Source organism: Devosia sp. T2-14 (assembly GCF_055397495.1).
In genome coordinates this window covers 3,618,179-3,635,083 of the sequence record NZ_AP027921.1, presented here as the reverse complement: position 1 = coordinate 3,635,083, position 16,905 = coordinate 3,618,179, and the positions used below count along the sequence as shown (strand labels likewise).

Below are 16,905 nucleotides of genomic sequence, written 5' to 3'. Positions count from 1 at the left end.
CAGGCCGCCTTGCTGCGATAGTCGCAGCATCATCCCAATTTCTGGAGATCCAAAATGACGATCAAGGTGACGTTCCCCGACGGTGCAGCTCGCGACTATGCGCGTGGCACCACCGGGACCACCATCGTCGAGGGCATCTCCAAGAGCCTCGCCAAGAAGACCGTCGCCATGCGCTGGAACGGTGTTCTCAGCGATCTCTCCGATGGGCTGGAAGCCGACGGCAAGATCGAGTTCGTGACGCGCGACAGCGGTTCCAAGGATGCGCTGGAGCTGATCCGTCACGACGCCGCGCACGTGCTGGCCGAGGCCGTGCAGGAGCTGTGGCCCGAGACGCAGGTGACCATCGGTCCCGTGATCGAGAACGGCTTCTATTACGACTTCAAGCGCGACGAGCCGTTCAGCGAAGAAGACTTCCCTGCCATCGAAAAGAAGATGGCCGAGATCATCGATCGCGGTGCCGCCTTCACCAAGGAAATCTGGACGCGCGACCAGGCCAAGGAATTCTTTGCCGCGCGCGGCGAGAACTTCAAGGTCGAGCTGGTCGACGCCATTCCGGCCGACCAGTCGCTCAAGATGTACAAGCAGGGCCAGTGGATCGACCTCTGCCGTGGGCCGCATATGCGCACGGTGAAGGACGTTGGTACGGCCTTCAAGCTGACCAAGGTGGCCGGTGCCTATTGGCGCGGTGACAGCAACAATCCGGTGCTGAGCCGCATCTATGGCACTGCATTCGCCACCAAGGACGAGCTGGACGCCTATCTGCACATGGTGGAAGAGGCCGAAAAGCGCGACCACCGCAAGATCGGCCAGGAGATGGACCTCTATCACTTCCAGGCGGAAGCGCAGGGGAGCGTGTTCTGGCATCCGCGCGGCTATGTGCTCTACAACCAGATGGAGTCCTATATCCGCCGGCGTCTCAATGCCTCGGGCTATGTCGAGGTGAAGACCCCGCAGCTGATGGCGGCCAAGTTCTGGGAGCAGTCGGGCCACTGGGGCAAGTATCGCGAAAACATGTTCGTGGTGCCCGACGAAGTGCCGAACACCGAGGAAGATGGTCCGGTGCTTTCGGGCGCGGCCGACCTGATGGCGCTGAAGCCGATGAACTGCCCCGCGCACGTTCAGATCTTCAACCAGGGCATCAAATCTTACCGCGATCTGCCTCTGCGCATGGCGGAATTTGGTTGCTGCCACCGCAATGAAGCGCATGGCGCGCTTCACGGCCTGATGCGTGTGCGCCAGATGACCCAGGACGACGCGCATATCTTCTGCCGCGAAGACCAGATCCAGAGCGAAACCGAGCATTTCGTGCATCTGCTCTATTCGGTCTACGAGCACATGGGCTTCGACAATGTGGTGATCAAGCTCGCCACGCGCCCGGAAAAGTTCGGTGGTACCATCGAGCGTTGGGATGCGGCTGAAAAGGCGCTGGGCGATGCCCTGCGCGCGACCGGCTATGACTTCGAAATCGCCGAGGGCGAGGGCGCATTCTATGCACCCAAGCTGGAATTCCACCTCAAGGACGCCATCGGTCGTTCGTGGCAGGTGGGCACGCTGCAGCTCGACTACGTGCTGCCCGAACGTCTTGGCGCGACCTATATCGCCGAAGACGGCTCGCGCCAGTATGCCGTGATGCTGCACCGCGCGATCCTGGGCTCGCTCGAGCGCTTCATCGGCATGCTGATCGAAAACTATGCCGGCAAGATGCCGATGTGGCTGGCTCCGACCCAGGTCGTGGTCGCGACCATCGTTTCGGAAGCGGACGAATATGCCGAAAAGCTGGTGCGCCAGCTCAAGGCAGCCGGCATCCGCGCCGAGGTCGACACCCGCAACGAGAAGATCAACTACAAGGTGCGCGAGCACTCTGTTGGCAAGACGCCGCTGATCTTCGTGGTGGGCAAGCGCGAGGCCGACGAAGGCACCGTGTCGATCCGCCGCCTGGGCACCGAAGGGCAGAAGATCGTGCCCTATATGGATGCGCTGGTTGAACTGATGGCGGAAGCCACCCCGCCCGACCTCAAGGAAAAGGCGAAGGTGGCCTGATGCCACTGCGTCCGTCTAACCGGGAAATCAAGGCGCTCACCCATCTGGGTGAGGAGAACGCGCTTGGGCCCGGCGACTTCAAGGATATCGGCGACAAGGTTTTCGCCGGCATGCTGAAGAAGGGCTGGGTGATCGAGGCCGAGGGGCAACCGGGGAAATACCGGGCGACCATCAAGGGCCTGACCATCCACGAAGGTGAGATCATCTTCGCGGGCCGGCTGAGAAAGTAGAACCCCCACCTAACCTCCCCCTGACAGGGGGAGGGACTTGTGCGGTGGGGCGGCGAGACGGTGCCACGAACTCGATGGGTTCCTCCCCCTTTTTGAGGGGGAGGCTAGGTGGGGGTAAGTTTTGACATGCCAGACCTGATCCCCATCACCCGCACCATTGCCATCGATCCCTCGGAGATCGAGGAGACGTTCGTGCGGGGCACGGGGGCGGGTGGGCAGAACGTCAACAAGGTATCGAGCGCGGTGCAACTGCGGTTCGACCTGATGAATTCCCCCAATATTCCTGAAGGCATGAAGCGGCGCGTGGCGGCGCTGGCCGGGCGGCGGCTGACCAAGGATGGCGTGATCGTCATCGTGGCCAATTCGCACCGTGACCAGCCGATGAACCGCGCCGAGGCGCAGGCGCGGCTGGTGGCCCTGCTGCGCGAGGGCGCGGTGGCGCCGAAGTTTCGGGTAGCGACGCGGCCGACGCTGGCCTCGAAGCGCCGCCGGCTCGAAGGCAAATCCATCCGTTCCGAGGTCAAGAAGCTGCGCGGGAGCCCCCTCGACTCGCAGTGACAGGCGGCGATGTGCCCGGTATCGTGCGGGACGAATGGGGAGTGCCGCCGTGAGGATTGCCATTGCCGGTGCCGGCTATGTGGGACTGGTGACGGGCGCATGCCTCGCCGATTTCGGCCATGACGTGACCTGCATCGACAGTGATCGCGACAAGGTTGCTGCGCTGGGGCGCGGGGAAATCCATATTTATGAGCCAGGGTTGGCCGAGCTGGTCAGCAGCAATGTTGCGGCGGGGCGGCTGCGGTTTACCGCGGAGTTGGCCCCTGCGGTTGCGGGCGCGGAAGTGGTGTTCATCGCCGTGGGCACGCCGTCGCGGCGCGGGGATGGCCATGCGGACCTGAGCTTCGTGCATGAGGTGGCGCGGCAGGTGGCGGGCGCGCTGGACGGGTTCACGGTGGTGGTGACCAAATCCACCGTGCCGGTGGGGACGGGCGATGCGGTGGCGGCGATCATCGCGGAAGCCAATCCGGGGGCGGATGTGGCGGTGGTGTCGAACCCGGAATTCCTGCGCGAGGGCGCGGGAATCGAGGACTTCAAACGGCCGGACCGGATCGTGATCGGGATCGATGACGAGCGGGCACGGGCGGTGATGACCGAGGTGTACCGGCCGCTCTATCTCAACCAGGCGCCGCTGGTGTTTACCGACCGGCGCACCGCCGAAATGATCAAATATGCAGCCAATGCGTTCCTTGCGATGAAGATCACCTTCATCAACGAGGTGGCGGACCTGTGCGAGGCGACGGGTGCCGACGTGCAGCAGGTGGCGCGCGGCATGGGGCTGGATAACCGCATCGGCAGCAAGTTCCTGCATGCCGGGCCCGGCTATGGCGGGTCGTGCTTTCCCAAGGACACGCAGGCGCTGGTGCGGATCGGCCAGGACCACGGCAGCCCGATGCGGCTGGTGGAGACGACGATCGACATCAATGACGAGCGCAAGCGGGCGATGGCGCGCAAGGTGATTGCGGCCTGTGGCGGCGACGTTGCGGGCAAAACCCTCGGCGTGCTGGGGCTGACCTTCAAACCCAATACCGACGATATGCGCGAGGCGCCGTCGATCGATATCGTCGCGGGACTGCAGGCGGCGGGTGCCGCAATCGTGGCCTATGACCCCAAGGGGATGGATGCGGCGGCACAGATGCTTGAGGGCGTGCGGTTTGCCGGTTCGGCCTATGAGGTCGCCGAGGGCGCTGATGCTCTGGTGCTGATCACCGAGTGGAACGAATTCCGCTCGCTGGATCTCGACCGGATCGGGCGGGCGATGAAATCGCGAGTGCTGGTGGACCTGCGCAATGTCTATCGCCACGACGAGGTGGTGCGGCACGGCTTTGCCTATACGAGCGTGGGGCGCGGATGAGGTTTTTCGTTACCGGGACGGCGGGGTTCATCGGCTTTCACCTGGCCCGGCGGCTGCTGGCGGAGGGGCATCAGGTCACCGGCTATGACGGGGTGACGAACTATTACGATCCCGCGCTGAAGCGCGCCCGGCTGGCGCAGCTGGCGGGTTTCGAGGGCTTCACGCCAATCGAGGGAATGCTGGAAGACCTCGATCTGCTGCGTGCCAGCGTGCGGGACGCGCGGGCCGATGTGGTGGTGCATCTCGCGGCGCAGCCGGGAGTGCGCTACAGCCTTGAGCATCCGCAGAGCTATATCCAATCCAACATCGTGGGCACGGCCAACCTGCTGGAAGCGCTGCGCAACGTGCCGGTGCAGCACCTGATCTTTGCGTCGAGCAGTTCGGTCTATGCGGGCAATACCAAGTTTCCGTTTGCCGAAACTGACCGGGCAGACGGGCCCATGTCGCTCTATGCTGCGACCAAGAAATCCGGCGAAGCCATGGTGCATTCCTATGCACACCTGTTCGGCATCGCCTCGACCTGCGTGCGCTTCTTCACGGTCTATGGCCCGTGGGGACGGCCGGATATGGCGGCGATCAAGTTCGCCACGGCGATCTTCGAGGGGCGCCCAATCGACGTCTACGGCTATGGCAAGATGCGGCGCGACTTCACCTATGTCGACGACCTGGTGACGGCGCTGGTCAGCCTTGCCGACAAGGCGCCGGTGATGGGAAAGCCGCTGGCCCATGACAGCCTGTCGGCAGTGGCGCCATTCCGGGCGGTCAATATCGGGGGCGGGCGGCCGGTGGAGCTGATGGACTTCATCGGTGCCTTCGAGACGGCCATTGGGCGGAAGGCCCAGCTCAACATGCTGCCGATGCAGGCGGGGGACGTTGTGGCGACGGAGGCCGATACGCGGCTGCTACAGGCGCTGGTGGGGGCATTGCCGGAAACGCCCATCGAGGTCGGCGTTGCGCGCTTCGTTGCGTGGTTCAAGGACTACCACGGCTTCCGGTGAGGGATGGGCCGCTCGGAAGCGGCCCATTGGGACATTAGTTGGCGCTGGCGTCGATGGTGACCTTGCCGATCAGCAGGGTCGGATCTTCTTCGGCGGCCAGGAAATCGAGGAGGCCAAGGCCCGGCTGCTCCTTAGCGGTGACCTGGATCATCAGATTCTTCGCGGTGCCGTTGATGAAGGCATTGAGCGCCATGCCGACATTCCGGGCTTCAGCGGCACCGGCCAGCATGCCGACGACCGTGCCCTGGGCCAGACCGGCAAAGACCGGGCGGAGTGTGGCGGGATCGCCGCCCTGATCGGCCGCAAGGCCGGCAATCAACACGTCGGACAGGCCCAAATCGTTGACGTCGAGCTTGATCTGGCTGACGGCCAGGCCCATCGCGGCGGCAAGCGCGGAGTCCTCGTTGATATCGAACAGCGCACTGGTGGCATTGGCGATGGTGCCCGCCAGCTTGACGGTGGCCAGATCGACGCCGCTGATCGAGACTTCATCGATGGCGATGGTTTCATCTGCTTCGTTCCAGCGGGTGGCCACGCGGAAGCCTGCGTCGATGCTGGTGATGCCCATATCGATCAGGGGCTTCAGGTCCGCTTCATCGGTGGGCAGATCGGCGACGATATTGCTGGCGGTCATCTCAAGGTTGGTCGGAATGCCGTTGAGATAGGACGCAAGCGTCAGGTCGAAAGCACCGATGCTGGCCTTGATGCGCATGTCGATGTCTTCCGAGTCGGCAATGTCGATGGCGAAATTGCCGAAGGAGAAGCCGCCGAATTCAGGCATGAGGGCGCGGGCATTGTCGGTGAACCAGGCTTCATCGAGCGCGGCCGGCGCGGCTTCGACCACGGCGATGGGGCCGCTGAAGTCCATTTCCTTGATGGTCACCTTGCCGAGCCTGAAGGAGCCATCGCCTTCAACATTCACGTTGAGGCCTTCCATGACAATTTCCGGATAGATGCCGGGGCTCATGCCGCCCATGGTCATGCCAGCGATCTGGAAGGTCATGGCGCGATCGTCTTCGTCGACGCCGGAGCAGTTGATGCCGCCGAACTGGCTGGGCGTCGACTCAAAGGCGGTGAAGATGTCGGCATACATGCGCAGGGCCATGCCGAGGGTTTCGGGCGAGGGGTCTGCGTTGTCGGACTCCAGCGCGTTGGCCATGGCCATCATGTCGACCATCGAATACTTCAGCGGGCGCGCCTTGAACTCGGCGACGGTCATGGCGCCGATGGTGCATTCGATTTCGGGGCTGGTGAAGGTGCCGCCGTCAAAGGTGAAGTCGGTGTAGATGGTCTCGATCGCGGTTTTGCCCCCGGCATCGACCAAGCCATAGATGCCCAGGACCCCGGCAATGTCGAAATTGTTGGCGGACAGCATGCCGAATTCGGCGGAGGCGTCGTCGCCGGCCTGCACTTCCATGCCGCCAAGGCTGACCGAGGTCGCGTTGCCGTTGGTGACATCCTTCAGCACCAGATCGGAGAAAGTGATGGTCGCCTGCTGATCGACTCCATCCACGGTCTTGCTGGTTTCCAGCGTGATGGTGGGGATGGTGATGCTGGTTGCGGTGAGGCCAGCCAGGGCGTCGGCATTGTCGACGATCTTGCCGCTGAAAATGGCGCGCAATGTCTCGGTGTCGACGTTGGAGCCGACCGCGTCGATGCCGGGAATGTCGACGTTGAAGACGGGTCCGGACGCCTGCGTGGCGGCCGGGGTCTTGTTCTTGACCTTCTGGGCCCAGGCGCTCCCGGCGGGCAGCGCGACCGACAGCAAACAGGCGGTCGCAAGAAGTCCCAAGCGTTTCCGGGTGAGGGTCTTGAACGGCATCATGCTATCTCTCGCTTTGGCTTGCGGGTGTGTGGAGCGCTACACTAACAAGTCAATAGACGGTCGTCAGCACTTCGATTTCGCGGGCGGAACCGGCTTGTACCTGGAACTCGCGGTTGAATACTTGCGTGCCCTGCTTGGCCAGAACGAGATATTCGCCCTCGGCCAGCACGGTGGACGGGAAAGCGCCCAGCTCGGAAAAGACCGTGGCACCGTCGGAGGTCTTGACCGTCCATTCGACGTCGGCAATGGCCTCGCCACCGGCTTCGGACACCAGTTTGAAGGCGATCTGGCCGGCATGGTGATAGAGCGTGGCGTCGGTCAGCTGACCAGCCTCGACGCGCAGGTCGGCGCGGACCACGGCGTTCACCGAGCCGAAATGCGAGACGATGTGATAGGTGCCGGCATTGAGCGTCACGATATCGTTGGGGCGCAGGCCCTCGGCGACCAGCGTGCGGTCGGTTTCGGTGCCGGTGGTGAAAATGTCGAATTTCAGCAGGCCGGCCGGAATGGCGATGTCGCCGGTAACGGCCGAATTGAGACGCAGCGCGCCCGCATCGAGAATGAAGGTCTTGGCGTTGTTACCGGTGCCGACCGACAGCGGTTCGCTGGCCTGCGCGCGCCCATAGGCGACGTGAACGACGTAATCGCCGGGCGGCAGTTCGACGGTGGGGGCGCCGAGGTCGGACTTTTCGACCAGCGCCAGTTCGCCATTGGCATCGGGGACGGCATCGAAGATGCGCCAGATGAGGCCATCGGGGATGGGGGCGCCATCCGGGGTGATCTTCGCATCGAGCGTAACGGTCTGCGGGGCCGAGGTCAGGGCGGCAATGGCCTCTGTCGCCGGGGTGGCGGCAGGTGCCGTTGCGGCGGGGGCAGGGGGTGGCGCGGGGACCGGCGGGGGCAGGTCATCCGGATCAGGCCGGGGGCGCGGCATGGGCGGCATTTCTGCTACGGCTTCCTGCGCGACGACGGCGGTTGCGAGCGGCACGGAGGCAGGAGCGGCGATTGCCAGCACAAGCAGTAGGGCAAGTAGTGGTCGCAAGCGCATCTGGTCTCCGGGCAATTGGCAGCCTGGCTGGCTGAATCGATCTGGCCCTAATAGGCGGCGAATGGGGAAAAGCTGTGTCACAGACCCGGCCCAATGAAAACACCACAAAGCACGGGGCTGGGGATTATGTTGCTGGTTCTGGCGTGGATGGCTGGTTGCGGCTATTGCTCGGGCCAAACGGAGCTATGCCAATGTCTGAAAATCCCGCCCTTCGAGACCACCTGCTGACCCGTCGTTCGGTGGGCATGGCCTTTCTCAAGGAGCCAGGGCCGACGCCGGACCAGCTCCAGCAAATTCTGACAATCGGCACACGTGTGCCCGATCACGGCAAGGTGACGCCCTGGCGGCTGGTGGTGATCGCAGGCGATGCGCGCAAGCAGGCCGGTGAAAAGCTCGCCGAAATCGCTGCGCGCCATAATCCGGAGATGGACGAGGCAGGCCTTGAGGTGGAGCGGATGCGGTTTCTGCCGGCGCCGCTGACCATCGGGGTCATCTCCTCGCCCAAGGAGCATCCCAAGGTTCCCGAATTCGAGCAGCTGCTGTCGGCCGGCAATGTGGCGCTGAACCTGGTGCATGCTGCCTACGCCTTTGGCTTCGCGGCCTCGTGGGTGACGCGGTGGTATGCCTTTGACGCCGAGGCAACCGCAATGCTGGGCGCCCGCGAAGGCGAGCGGTTCGTGGGCTTCGTGCATATCGGCACGCCGACGACCGTGATCGAGGACCGGCCGCGTCCGGCGCTGGAAGATATCGTCAGTTACTGGGGCGCCTGAGGGGCCTCGGGGCGATTGCAATGGTTAACAGAGGGTTAACCATTGCGGTGCTTCTATCGCTGAACGTTGATTCTGCGGGGCCATCCATCTGATGGGCGTTACGCCAATATCGGTGCCACAAAGCCTGGCCTATGTGCTGACCTCGGCCGGGGACAGGAACGGCGTCGATTTCGACTATCTGCTGCAGACGGCGGTGCGCGAGAGCAGTCTCAATCCGCAGGCCAAGGCGCAGACCTCTTCGGCGGTGGGGCTGTTCCAGTTTCTGGAAGGCACCTGGCTGCAGGTGATGAAGGAAGAGGGGCCGCGGCTGGGCTACGGCCAGACGGCTAATGCCATCGAGCGGACGGCAGATGGCGACTATGTGGTGCGCGATCCGGCGCTGAAGGCCGAGATCCTCAAGCTGCGGGAAGATCCGCGCATCGCCTCGGACCTGGCGGCGGCGTTCACAAAATCAAATGGTGACTACCTGACCACGCGGTTCGGCCGGCGGCCCAGCGCGGGCGAGCTCTATATCGCCCACTTCCTGGGGGCGCAGGGAGCCGAGCGGATGTTCAATGCGGGGCTGCAGAACCCCGACCAGATTGCGGCCAATCTGTTTCCCAAGCAGGCGGCGGCCAACCAATCGATCTTCTATTCTGGCGGGCAGGCGCGGACCATCCGTGAGGTCTATCGGGTGCTGGTTGCCAAGCACGAAGGCGGGGGCACCAATGCACCTTTCGCCGTGCAGCAAATGGCGGGGCAGGCCGCGCCGGTAGCGCCGCCGCCACTGCCTTCGCGGTTCTCGCCCGAGAACATGTCTTTCACCGGGCTGTTCAAGAACGAGATCGAGGACACCAGCGCGGCGGGAACGGAGCCCGACGCCGCGGCGTTCTTCACGCAGCTCTATGCGCGGTAGTGCCTCAGTTGTTGTTGCGGCATTTACGGATTAGTAGCCATCACCAGCGTCGGTCGGCAGCAACACTAGTTAACATCAAAGCTGACGACACCGGGCGACGGAACATTAACGATCGAATCGTGTAATCGATATTGGGTGAACCGCTCGGAACCGGCCAACACGCCAGGGAGTTCGACATGCGCCGCACGACTGCCGTCTCGCAGACCAAAGAACTGCCGCTTCGCATTCCACGGGGCTGGGTTATTCTCGGGGCGGCGCTGGCCAGCTGGGCCGTTTTCGTCAGCTTCTGGACCGGCCTAAGCCAGGTCTTCGCGTTCGTACTCGCCGCCGTCTAACAGAGTATCGCTCGCGCCATAATTATGGTGAACCGTTCCTTAAGGCTTCCTCGCTAGGGTTGTTTCCGCGATGTGCGGAGAGCGGAATGGTTGCCTATCAGGAGTTCGTGTCCCTTTCCCGGTCGCAGGATAGCGAGGAACGAGGCAGCGCGGCGCATCTGGCGGCCCTGGCCTATCTCAACCATGTCGGTCCTGCCGATGAACAGGCTGCGCTCTATGCGGCACTGATCGGTTTTCTCGATGATCCCTCGGTGAAGGTGCGTGCGGCGCTGGCCTATGGCCTGCTGCATTCGGCTGAAGCACCGCGCCCCCTCATGCTGGCCCTGCTGCACGACAGCGCCGTCATTGCGCGGGCGGTGATGCAATATTCCCCCGTGCTGATCGATGCCGATCTGATCGGGATGATCAAATCGCTCGACCTCTCCATGCTGCTTGCGATCAGCCAGCGCACCACGCTGAGCGCTCGGCTGGGCATCGCCATCGCGGCGCGCGGGCATAACAGTGTGACGCTGCGCCTGCTGCGCCGGCACGATGTGGCGTTCGGCGACGATGTTCTGCATGAGATGACCAAGTCGCTGGGTGACATCGCCGAGATGCGCGGTGCGCTGCTTGGGCGGCCGGACCTGCCGGCGGCGAGCCGCATGCTGCTGGTGCGCAAGGTGAGCGAAATGCTGCGCGGTGCGCGGATCGTTAAAGGTGCGGTGGCCGAGGACCGGTTGGGGCGCGTTCTGCGTGACAGCTGCGATACGGCGCTGACCGCTATCGGCGAGCGCGAGGCCGTGCGGGCCAGCCAGGATTTCGTGGCTGATCTCATCGAGACCGACAACGTCAACATCCGTGTGCTGCTGCATGCGGTGGTGACCGGGCATGTGATGTTCTTTGCCGATTGCCTGGCTGAACTGGCGCAGACGCCGCGGAGCAAGGTCTTTGCCCTGCTGGAAAACGGCAGCCGGGCTTCGCTCAATGCCCTGCTGGCGCGTTGCGGGCTGGGCGAGGGCGTGCGGAACCTCTTGGCGCGGCTGGTGATGCTGGCGCGCACGACGGACCTGGCGGACGATGCCGGTGCGCGGCACTATGTGGTGACGGCGCTGACCGAAGAGCTAATCAGCGAGCATGACGGGGTTATCCCGGCGGAGCTGGAAGAGGCTTTCGCCTATCTCAGCGAGCAGAACATCCTGCTGGCCCGCCGGGCTGCTCGCGGCGTGATGGCGGCTTTTGCCACCGAGGCTGTGGCGCCGATGCTGCTGCCCGATGCTCCTGCCCACGTGCGGCTGGCACTGCCAGCCGCCTGACCTGGCTAGAAGCGGAACTGCTCGCTCAGGACGCGCTCTTCGAGGCTGGTGCCCGGATCGAACAACAGGGTCACGCCGTGGGTGCGATCTTCCTTCACCGTGACCTCAAGCACGTTGTGGAACTCGACATTGTCGGCCACCGCGCTGACTGGGCGCTTTTCGGACTCGCGGGCGACAAATTTCACCTCAGCCCGATTTGACAGGATGGCACCCCGCCAGCGGCGGGGACGGAATGGGGAAATCGGGGTGAGGGCCAGCAGCGGCGCCTCGATGGGCAGAATGGGCCCGTGTGCCGACAGGTTGTAGGCCGTCGAACCGGCCGGGGTGGCGACCAGCACGCCGTCACAGATCAGCTCTTCGAGACGAACCGCATCATCGACGATGATCTGGATCTTGGCGGCCTGATAGGTGGCGCGAAACAGCGAGACTTCGTTCAGTGCCAGAGCCGTCTGGGTTTCGCCATTGGTATCGACCACGCTCATCGACAGGGGATAGATGCGGGTCGCCTGGGCCAAGGCCAGGCGATTGGCCAGATCGTCCTCGGAAAAGCTGTTCATCATGAAGCCGACTGACCCAAAATTCATGCCGTAGACCGGAACATTGGTCTCCATGACGCGGTGAAGGGTCTGCAGCATCAGGCCGTCGCCGCCGAGGGCGACGATCACATCGGCAGCGTCGATCGGGTGATCGCCATAGCGCGCGCGGAGCCGCTCGCCTGCGGCGTCAGCTTCGGGCGTGCCGTTGGTTACAAAGCTAATGCGGTCGGTGGACGGGGTGGACAATAGAAAGTCTCCGATCGGGGTCGGGCCTGCCTACCACGCGGCGCGAGGCGGGGCCAGCCGCTGGTATGCCAGGGCTGGCGGGATGCCGGTTTCCGGCGCTGCGTTGACGGCAAGTAGAGTGGCAAATATAAAATTCGATCTAGTGCCTGAGGCGGGTGAATTGCTGTCTAGTTGACGCTTTTTTCTGCCGGGCGCCAGTGCGTGCCGTCGATACAGGGACTGCGTGCGTATGAGTGTTTTGGGTGGCCTCGAAAACGCAAATGTGCCGGCCGGCAAGACTGGCCCGGAGACCCATGGTCACGGCGGGGGACTTGGCGATCTTCTGGTGCTGCAGAGCGGGTTGCCATTGTATCTGGCTGGCGGCGTGCCGGTTTCTGCTGACGGCCTGTCTGGCCGGGAACACCTCGCCAAGCGCTCGCTGGACATCGTGCTGTCGGGAACGGCGCTGGTGGTTTTGGCCCCGTTCCTTTTCATCGTCGCGCTTGCTCTGAAAGTGACTGGCTCAGGCCCGGTATTGTTCGCGCAGAGCCGCGAGGGGCGCGGCGGCAGGTTGTTCCTGATCTACAAGTTCCGGACCATGGCGGCGGGGACGCAGACCGTAACGCGGCTTGGCCATCTGTTGCGGCGCACCAGCGTGGATGAATTGCCTCAACTGCTGAATGTGTTGCGGGGAGAAATGTCGCTCGTGGGACCGCGCCCGCATGTGCCAGGAATGCAGGCGGGCGGGATGCCCTATCGCGAGCTGGTGCCTTATTACGACAAGAGGCTGTCGCTGCTGCCGGGACTGACGGGGTGGGCGCAGGTGAATGGCTTGCGCGGCTCAGTCAGCGATGCGGCGCTGGCGCGAAGCCGGGTGGATCATGACGTCGCCTATATCCAGAATGCCTCGCTGTGGCTGGATATCAGGATCATCGGCCGCACGCTGGTGCGGGAATTCTTGCGCGGGACCGGGAGTTGATCAGCACCGAGGCGGGCAGATGTCCTTTGCGCTGATCGCGGCCGGTATCGGCCTGACGCTTTATGCGGGATTTGCGCTGTCGGGCGCCCCCGCGTCAGGGGCCCATCGTGCGTCGGCCTTGCATCCGTTGTTCCTGGCGTCGGTGTTCTGCCTCATCTATCTGTTCGACCTTCTGTATCAGAACCTGCTTGGCGTGACGGCGCTGCGCGGCGTTACCGTCAATCTCAGCAATTTCGAGATTTCGCAGGTGGTTCTGGTCCATCTGTGGGCGTTTCTGGGGTTGGTTTTGGGGGCCGTGGCTGCGTTCAGGTCCCGACGACGGATCAAAGCGGTTCGGTTTCCTGATACCTTCGCCAGTGCCGCGCTGGTTTGGTTTCTGCTGGTTAGCGGAGGGACGCTGGCCCTCTATGTCAGCAGTTTTGGACCGACGTTCGGGCTGGATGAAATCGGCGCCAACAAGGCGCTGAACGCGAGCCGCAATCCCGTGCTGGCCCAGATGTTCTGGTTGGTGGTGATGTCTGCCGCTATCTGCATCACGGTCGAAAAGGTCTCGATGGTGCGGATTGCGCTTGTGCTGGGGATCGCCGTCTTCACGGTGTTTTCGTCCGGCGTTCGCGGGCAACTGGTCGTGCTGGCCATGGCGGCGCTGTATGCCTTCTCTTTGCATGGGCTGCGTATCGGGCGGTGGGCGGCCTTGCTGGCTTTGGTGCCGCTGGCGCTGGTCTTGTCCGTGCTGCGGGTGCTGTCGCGGGGCGGGCCTTCGTTCGCCGGCGATGTACAGGCCTATATCGGGGCGCGGGGCGGGCTACTGTCGTTTCTGTTTGAAACCGACGAGATCAGCCACGCCGAGATCTTCAGCCAGTTCGTGCTCAACGAGCACCTGCCGCTGTGGCGGTTTCCGTTTCAGGGCCTGCTGGGCGTGCTGGCGGTTCCGCTGCCCAGAGACTGGTTTGCCTGGAAGCCAACCGCGCTCAGCACTGATTTCACGCGCTACTGGTCGCCGGAGATCTATGCGAACTCGCGCAGCGAGCTGGTGGTCGGCGGGTTTTCGGAGGCGGTGCTGGAGTTCGGCGTCATCTTTGCGCCGGTGCTGACGGCGCTGGTGGGATACGTGACGGTCCGGCTGTTTCTGCGCAGTATTCACGCCAGCAAGCCAAGTGCACTGTTTGCCTGCCTGGCATCAATCGGGGTGCTGTTCTTCCTGCGCAACGAGCTGTTCATCCTGGGAATTGTCGCGTGGCCGGCGTTGATTTCGGCGCTTGGCGCATTGATGCTGGCATGGGCCATCAAGGCTCTCGGCAGGCCGGCGCTGCGTGTGTAGCGCCGGCCTGCGGGTTTCAGCCCGTGATGCGGGCCGCCTCGTAGGGGCGCGCGGGCGTCCATGGGGCTGAGATCGCTTCCGTTGCCCCGCCCGTGGTGGTGACGCTGAGGCCCGTCGTGGAGGGGGCGTTGAGGGTGACGGTGTCGGCCGCGCGCGCGACGGCCGTGCCGTAGGTCGGAATAGGCGAGCTGACGAAGCTGGTCTGTTCAAGCTGGGGCAAGGACAGGCGAAGCGTGAGGTTGATGGCCTGGCCGCTCTGATACCACACCTGGATATAGGGTGAGATGACGCCTGCGGTGGGGTTGGAAATGGTGGCCGTCTGGTGAAAACGGGTGAGCGTCTGTGTGGGGCTGATCGAGGGGGAGCTCGAAAGTTCTCCTAGATACGCCCCGCCCGTCGCCCGGACTGCCACACGCAGGCGACATCCGAGCCCGGCCAGCAGGCCATCGAACGACCCGGCCGCCAAGGCGAGGAAGCAGGACAGGGTCCAGGTCTGACCATTGGCGGCAGCGACGAAATTGGACCCGACCAGATCGATGTTGATGAAGTTCTCGGCGGTTGTGGTGCCGCTGAGGCGGATATCGACGTAGGGCATGCCGTTGCTCGAACCGACCGCGGTCACCTGGCGGGTCAGCCCGTTGGAGGTCGTGGGAATGGACCAGCCGGTGGGAATGGTGCCCGGTGCGCCCGGCGCAGCGCCCACCATGGCGCTATTGTGGATGCAGTTGGTCGAAGCGGGTTCGAAGGATGCGCCAAGGTCGGAGCGGGCCAGGGAGTTGGCGGGCACACTCTGCCACTGGCCGGCGCTGTTCTGGATCATCTTGGGCGAGTTGCGGGTGACGGACAGGGCCTGGCCGCGCGAAACCGCGAGGCCCCCGCGCATGTAGCGACCGCTGGCAAAATCGGCGGCGTAGGCGGCGCCATGAGGCCACCATGCGTCCGGGCGGTGAAGATCTGTTGCGAGTTGCAGTCCGAGCATCAGAGCAGGCCCACGATGGAGGTTGCAGTGGTGCCAGTGGCCAGAAGCCGCTTGATGCGCAGGGGCAGCAGCGAGCCGGAGGCAACATTGGACAGGGTCACCGTCGCGCCCGATTGCAGCACGATGGCGAGATTGCCGGGACCGCCGACATAGATCGCGCGGGTGACGGCGGTGAGATCGGTGGTGTCGTTGGGCGTGATTGCGAAGCCGTCGCGGGCGGGGGCGGTCAGCGAATTGGCGTGCGAAGCGTAGGTGTCGGTCATGGCATGTCTCCGGGTGAAGTAATGCGACGAGCCTCGCATGCGGTGCTTCGGGCGGGGACAAGCTGAATAAGTCGTTGCGAGCAGTGAAGGATTTTCGAACAAGAACGCGACGGGTATTTATTGGCGATGCCGCAGGATGATTTGCTAGTTGCAATATTATTCGCGCGGGCTGATCCTTGTATTTGTACCAATATGGGTTCTGCGCATCTGCAATCTTGCCGGGCGTGGGAGGCGGTTGGGCGGCGCAGGTGTGGGGGCACGATGCGGGGCAGGACGGCGATAGTGCTGGGGGCAGGCGGCTTCATCGGCAGCCATCTGGTCAGACGCTTGAAATCCGAAGGATTTTGGGTGCGCGGGGTGGACCTGAAGTTCCCGGAATACGCGGCCACCGAAGCCGATGACTTCGTGATTGGTGACTTGCGGGACCAGGCGGTCTGCGACCGCGTGATCGATCGCCGGTTTGACGAAGTCTACCAGCTGGCGGCCGACATGGGCGGCGCGGAGTATATCTTCACCGGCGAGCATGACGCGGACATCATGCACAACTCCGCGACGATCAATCTCAACATTGTTGATCGGGCGCACAAGCGGAACATTGGGAGTGTGTTCTACTCGTCGTCGGCCTGCATCTACCCTGCCCACAATCAGGACGATCCGGACAATCCGAATTGCGCGGAACTTTCGGCCTATCCGGCGGCGCCGGACAGCGAATATGGCTGGGAGAAGCTGTTCTCCGAGCGCCTGTTCCTTGCCTACAACCGTAACCACGGCATGACCAATCGCGTCGCGCGGTTTCACAACATATTCGGGCCGCAGGGCACCTGGAGGGGCGGCCGGGAGAAGGCGCCAGCGGCCGTTTGCCGGAAGGTGGCGATGGCCGCCAACTCGGGCGATATCGAGATTTTTGGCGATGGTAACCAGACCCGCTCGTTCCTGTTCATCGACGAGTGCCTCGAAGGCACGGTGCGGCGGTCGCGCTCGGGCTTCGCGGGGCCCTTGAATATCGGATCGGACGAGATGGTGACGATCAACCAGCTTGTCGACCTGGTGGCCGACATTGCCGGCAAGAGCCTGCGCAAGTGTCACATTCCCGGGCCAACAGGGGTGCGCGGCAGGAATTCGGACAACCGGCTGATCGAGGAAAAGCTGCGATGGAGGCCGTCGCAACCGCTCCGCGCCGGTCTTGAGCGAACCTATGAATGGGTGGAGCAGCAGGTGCGACGAAACGCGACCTGACGGGGTTAGCGCTGGAGCAGC

17 protein-coding genes are annotated in these 16,905 nt (G+C 63.6%); 12 read left to right on the top strand and 5 right to left on the bottom strand.

The annotated features are described in order from the left end of the window. Positions 1 to 54: 54 nt before the first annotated feature. From thrS to ACZ5WT_RS17890, 5 genes are all read left to right on the top strand, one after another. Complete coding sequence (gene thrS, locus ACZ5WT_RS17910) at positions 55 to 2,040, top strand: threonine--tRNA ligase (protein ID WP_464285112.1); 1,986 nt, start codon at positions 55 to 57, stop codon at positions 2,038 to 2,040. Further along, positions 2,040 to 2,270 carry a hypothetical protein gene (locus ACZ5WT_RS17905; protein ID WP_464285111.1) on the top strand — a complete coding sequence of 77 codons (231 nt, stop codon included), beginning with the start codon at positions 2,040 to 2,042 and terminating at the stop codon, positions 2,268 to 2,270. The genes thrS and ACZ5WT_RS17905 overlap by 1 nt, the downstream gene beginning before the upstream one ends. Before the next feature lie 126 nt (positions 2,271 to 2,396). Then, a complete protein-coding gene (gene arfB / locus ACZ5WT_RS17900) occupies positions 2,397 to 2,828 on the top strand; it encodes an alternative ribosome rescue aminoacyl-tRNA hydrolase ArfB (protein WP_464285110.1) in 432 nt (143 codons plus the stop codon). Positions 2,829 to 2,877: 49 nt separating this feature from the next. Then, positions 2,878 to 4,182 carry a UDP-glucose dehydrogenase family protein gene (locus ACZ5WT_RS17895; protein ID WP_464285109.1) on the top strand — a complete coding sequence of 435 codons (1,305 nt, stop codon included), beginning with the start codon at positions 2,878 to 2,880 and terminating at the stop codon, positions 4,180 to 4,182. After that, on the top strand, positions 4,179 to 5,180 hold the full coding sequence (locus ACZ5WT_RS17890) for an NAD-dependent epimerase/dehydratase family protein (protein ID WP_464285108.1): 1,002 nt from the start codon (positions 4,179 to 4,181) through the stop codon (positions 5,178 to 5,180). The genes ACZ5WT_RS17895 and ACZ5WT_RS17890 overlap by 4 nt, the downstream gene beginning before the upstream one ends. 34 nt (positions 5,181 to 5,214) lie before the next feature. On the opposite strand, the gene ACZ5WT_RS17885 is transcribed toward ACZ5WT_RS17890, so the two are convergent. Both ACZ5WT_RS17885 and ACZ5WT_RS17880 read right to left on the bottom strand, forming a co-directional pair. Continuing rightward, the gene (locus tag ACZ5WT_RS17885) at positions 5,215 to 7,005 is read right to left on the bottom strand and encodes a hypothetical protein (protein ID WP_464285107.1); all 1,791 of its coding nucleotides are present in this window, start codon (positions 7,003 to 7,005) and stop codon (positions 5,215 to 5,217) included. Positions 7,006 to 7,054: 49 nt separating this feature from the next. Next, positions 7,055 to 8,053 (bottom strand): hypothetical protein, encoded by a 999-nt coding sequence (locus ACZ5WT_RS17880; protein ID WP_464285106.1) that lies wholly within the window; start codon positions 8,051 to 8,053, stop codon positions 7,055 to 7,057. A 191-nt stretch (positions 8,054 to 8,244) separates the two neighbouring features. Between ACZ5WT_RS17880 and ACZ5WT_RS17875 the strand changes: the two genes are divergently transcribed. The 4 genes from ACZ5WT_RS17875 to ACZ5WT_RS17860 all read left to right on the top strand — a co-directional run bounded on the left by ACZ5WT_RS17875 (position 8,245) and on the right by ACZ5WT_RS17860 (position 11,345). Then, a complete protein-coding gene (locus tag ACZ5WT_RS17875) occupies positions 8,245 to 8,823 on the top strand; it encodes a nitroreductase family protein (protein ID WP_464285105.1) in 579 nt (192 codons plus the stop codon). A gap of 91 nt (positions 8,824 to 8,914) precedes the next feature. After that, complete coding sequence (locus tag ACZ5WT_RS17870) at positions 8,915 to 9,718, top strand: transglycosylase SLT domain-containing protein (RefSeq protein WP_464285104.1); 804 nt, start codon at positions 8,915 to 8,917, stop codon at positions 9,716 to 9,718. 176 nt (positions 9,719 to 9,894) lie between these two features. Beyond that, positions 9,895 to 10,053: a hypothetical protein gene (locus ACZ5WT_RS17865; RefSeq protein WP_464285103.1), complete on the top strand. Its 159-nt coding sequence runs from the start codon at positions 9,895 to 9,897 to the stop codon at positions 10,051 to 10,053. Positions 10,054 to 10,139: 86 nt separating this feature from the next. After that, a complete protein-coding gene (locus ACZ5WT_RS17860) occupies positions 10,140 to 11,345 on the top strand; it encodes a DUF2336 domain-containing protein (protein WP_464285102.1) in 1,206 nt (401 codons plus the stop codon). Between the two features lie 5 nt (positions 11,346 to 11,350). On the opposite strand, the gene ACZ5WT_RS17855 is transcribed toward ACZ5WT_RS17860, so the two are convergent. After that, entirely contained in the window at positions 11,351 to 12,127 is a 777-nt protein-coding gene (locus tag ACZ5WT_RS17855; RefSeq protein ID WP_464285101.1) for an NAD kinase, read from the bottom strand. A 262-nt stretch (positions 12,128 to 12,389) separates the two neighbouring features. On the opposite strand from ACZ5WT_RS17855, the gene ACZ5WT_RS17850 reads away from it, so the two are divergent. Next, entirely contained in the window at positions 12,390 to 13,085 is a 696-nt protein-coding gene (locus tag ACZ5WT_RS17850; RefSeq protein WP_464285100.1) for a sugar transferase, read from the top strand. A gap of 127 nt (positions 13,086 to 13,212) precedes the next feature. Continuing rightward, complete coding sequence (locus ACZ5WT_RS17845; RefSeq protein ID WP_464285099.1) at positions 13,213 to 14,406, top strand: hypothetical protein; 1,194 nt, start codon at positions 13,213 to 13,215, stop codon at positions 14,404 to 14,406. Positions 14,407 to 14,422: 16 nt separating this feature from the next. On the opposite strand, the gene ACZ5WT_RS17840 is transcribed toward ACZ5WT_RS17845, so the two are convergent. Together ACZ5WT_RS17840 and ACZ5WT_RS17835 are read right to left on the bottom strand one after the other, a co-directional pair. Beyond that, positions 14,423 to 15,385, bottom strand: a complete 963-nt coding sequence (locus ACZ5WT_RS17840; RefSeq protein WP_464285098.1) for a phage head spike fiber domain-containing protein — start codon at positions 15,383 to 15,385, stop codon at positions 14,423 to 14,425. Continuing rightward, positions 15,385 to 15,648, bottom strand: a complete 264-nt coding sequence (locus tag ACZ5WT_RS17835) for a spike base protein, RCAP_Rcc01079 family (RefSeq protein WP_464285097.1) — start codon at positions 15,646 to 15,648, stop codon at positions 15,385 to 15,387. The genes ACZ5WT_RS17840 and ACZ5WT_RS17835 overlap by 1 nt, the downstream gene beginning before the upstream one ends. 282 nt (positions 15,649 to 15,930) lie before the next feature. Here ACZ5WT_RS17835 and ACZ5WT_RS17830 point away from each other — a divergent pair, with 282 nt between their 5' ends. Beyond that, positions 15,931 to 16,884: an NAD-dependent epimerase/dehydratase family protein gene (locus tag ACZ5WT_RS17830; protein WP_464285096.1), complete on the top strand. Its 954-nt coding sequence runs from the start codon at positions 15,931 to 15,933 to the stop codon at positions 16,882 to 16,884. The last annotated feature ends 21 nt before the right edge of the window (positions 16,885 to 16,905 follow it).

Excerpts from the sequence above, each read along its gene's own strand:
- ACZ5WT_RS17835 (WP_464285097.1), bottom strand. The coding sequence starts at position 15,648 with ATGACCGACACCTACGCTTCGCACGCCAATTCGCTGACCGCCCCCGCC.
- ACZ5WT_RS17905 (WP_464285111.1), top strand. The coding sequence starts at position 2,040 with ATGCCACTGCGTCCGTCTAACCGGGAAATCAAGGCGCTCACCCATCTG.
- ACZ5WT_RS17880 (WP_464285106.1), bottom strand. The coding sequence starts at position 8,053 with ATGCGCTTGCGACCACTACTTGCCCTACTGCTTGTGCTGGCAATCGCC.
- ACZ5WT_RS17860 (WP_464285102.1), top strand. The coding sequence starts at position 10,140 with ATGGTTGCCTATCAGGAGTTCGTGTCCCTTTCCCGGTCGCAGGATAGC.
- ACZ5WT_RS17865 (WP_464285103.1), top strand. The coding sequence starts at position 9,895 with ATGCGCCGCACGACTGCCGTCTCGCAGACCAAAGAACTGCCGCTTCGC.
- ACZ5WT_RS17890 (WP_464285108.1), top strand. The coding sequence starts at position 4,179 with ATGAGGTTTTTCGTTACCGGGACGGCGGGGTTCATCGGCTTTCACCTG.
- ACZ5WT_RS17875 (WP_464285105.1), top strand. The coding sequence starts at position 8,245 with ATGTCTGAAAATCCCGCCCTTCGAGACCACCTGCTGACCCGTCGTTCG.
- ACZ5WT_RS17840 (WP_464285098.1), bottom strand. The coding sequence starts at position 15,385 with ATGCTCGGACTGCAACTCGCAACAGATCTTCACCGCCCGGACGCATGG.
- ACZ5WT_RS17870 (WP_464285104.1), top strand. The coding sequence starts at position 8,915 with ATGGGCGTTACGCCAATATCGGTGCCACAAAGCCTGGCCTATGTGCTG.
- arfB (WP_464285110.1), top strand. The coding sequence starts at position 2,397 with ATGCCAGACCTGATCCCCATCACCCGCACCATTGCCATCGATCCCTCG.
- thrS (WP_464285112.1), top strand. The coding sequence starts at position 55 with ATGACGATCAAGGTGACGTTCCCCGACGGTGCAGCTCGCGACTATGCG.
- ACZ5WT_RS17885 (WP_464285107.1), bottom strand. The coding sequence starts at position 7,005 with ATGATGCCGTTCAAGACCCTCACCCGGAAACGCTTGGGACTTCTTGCG.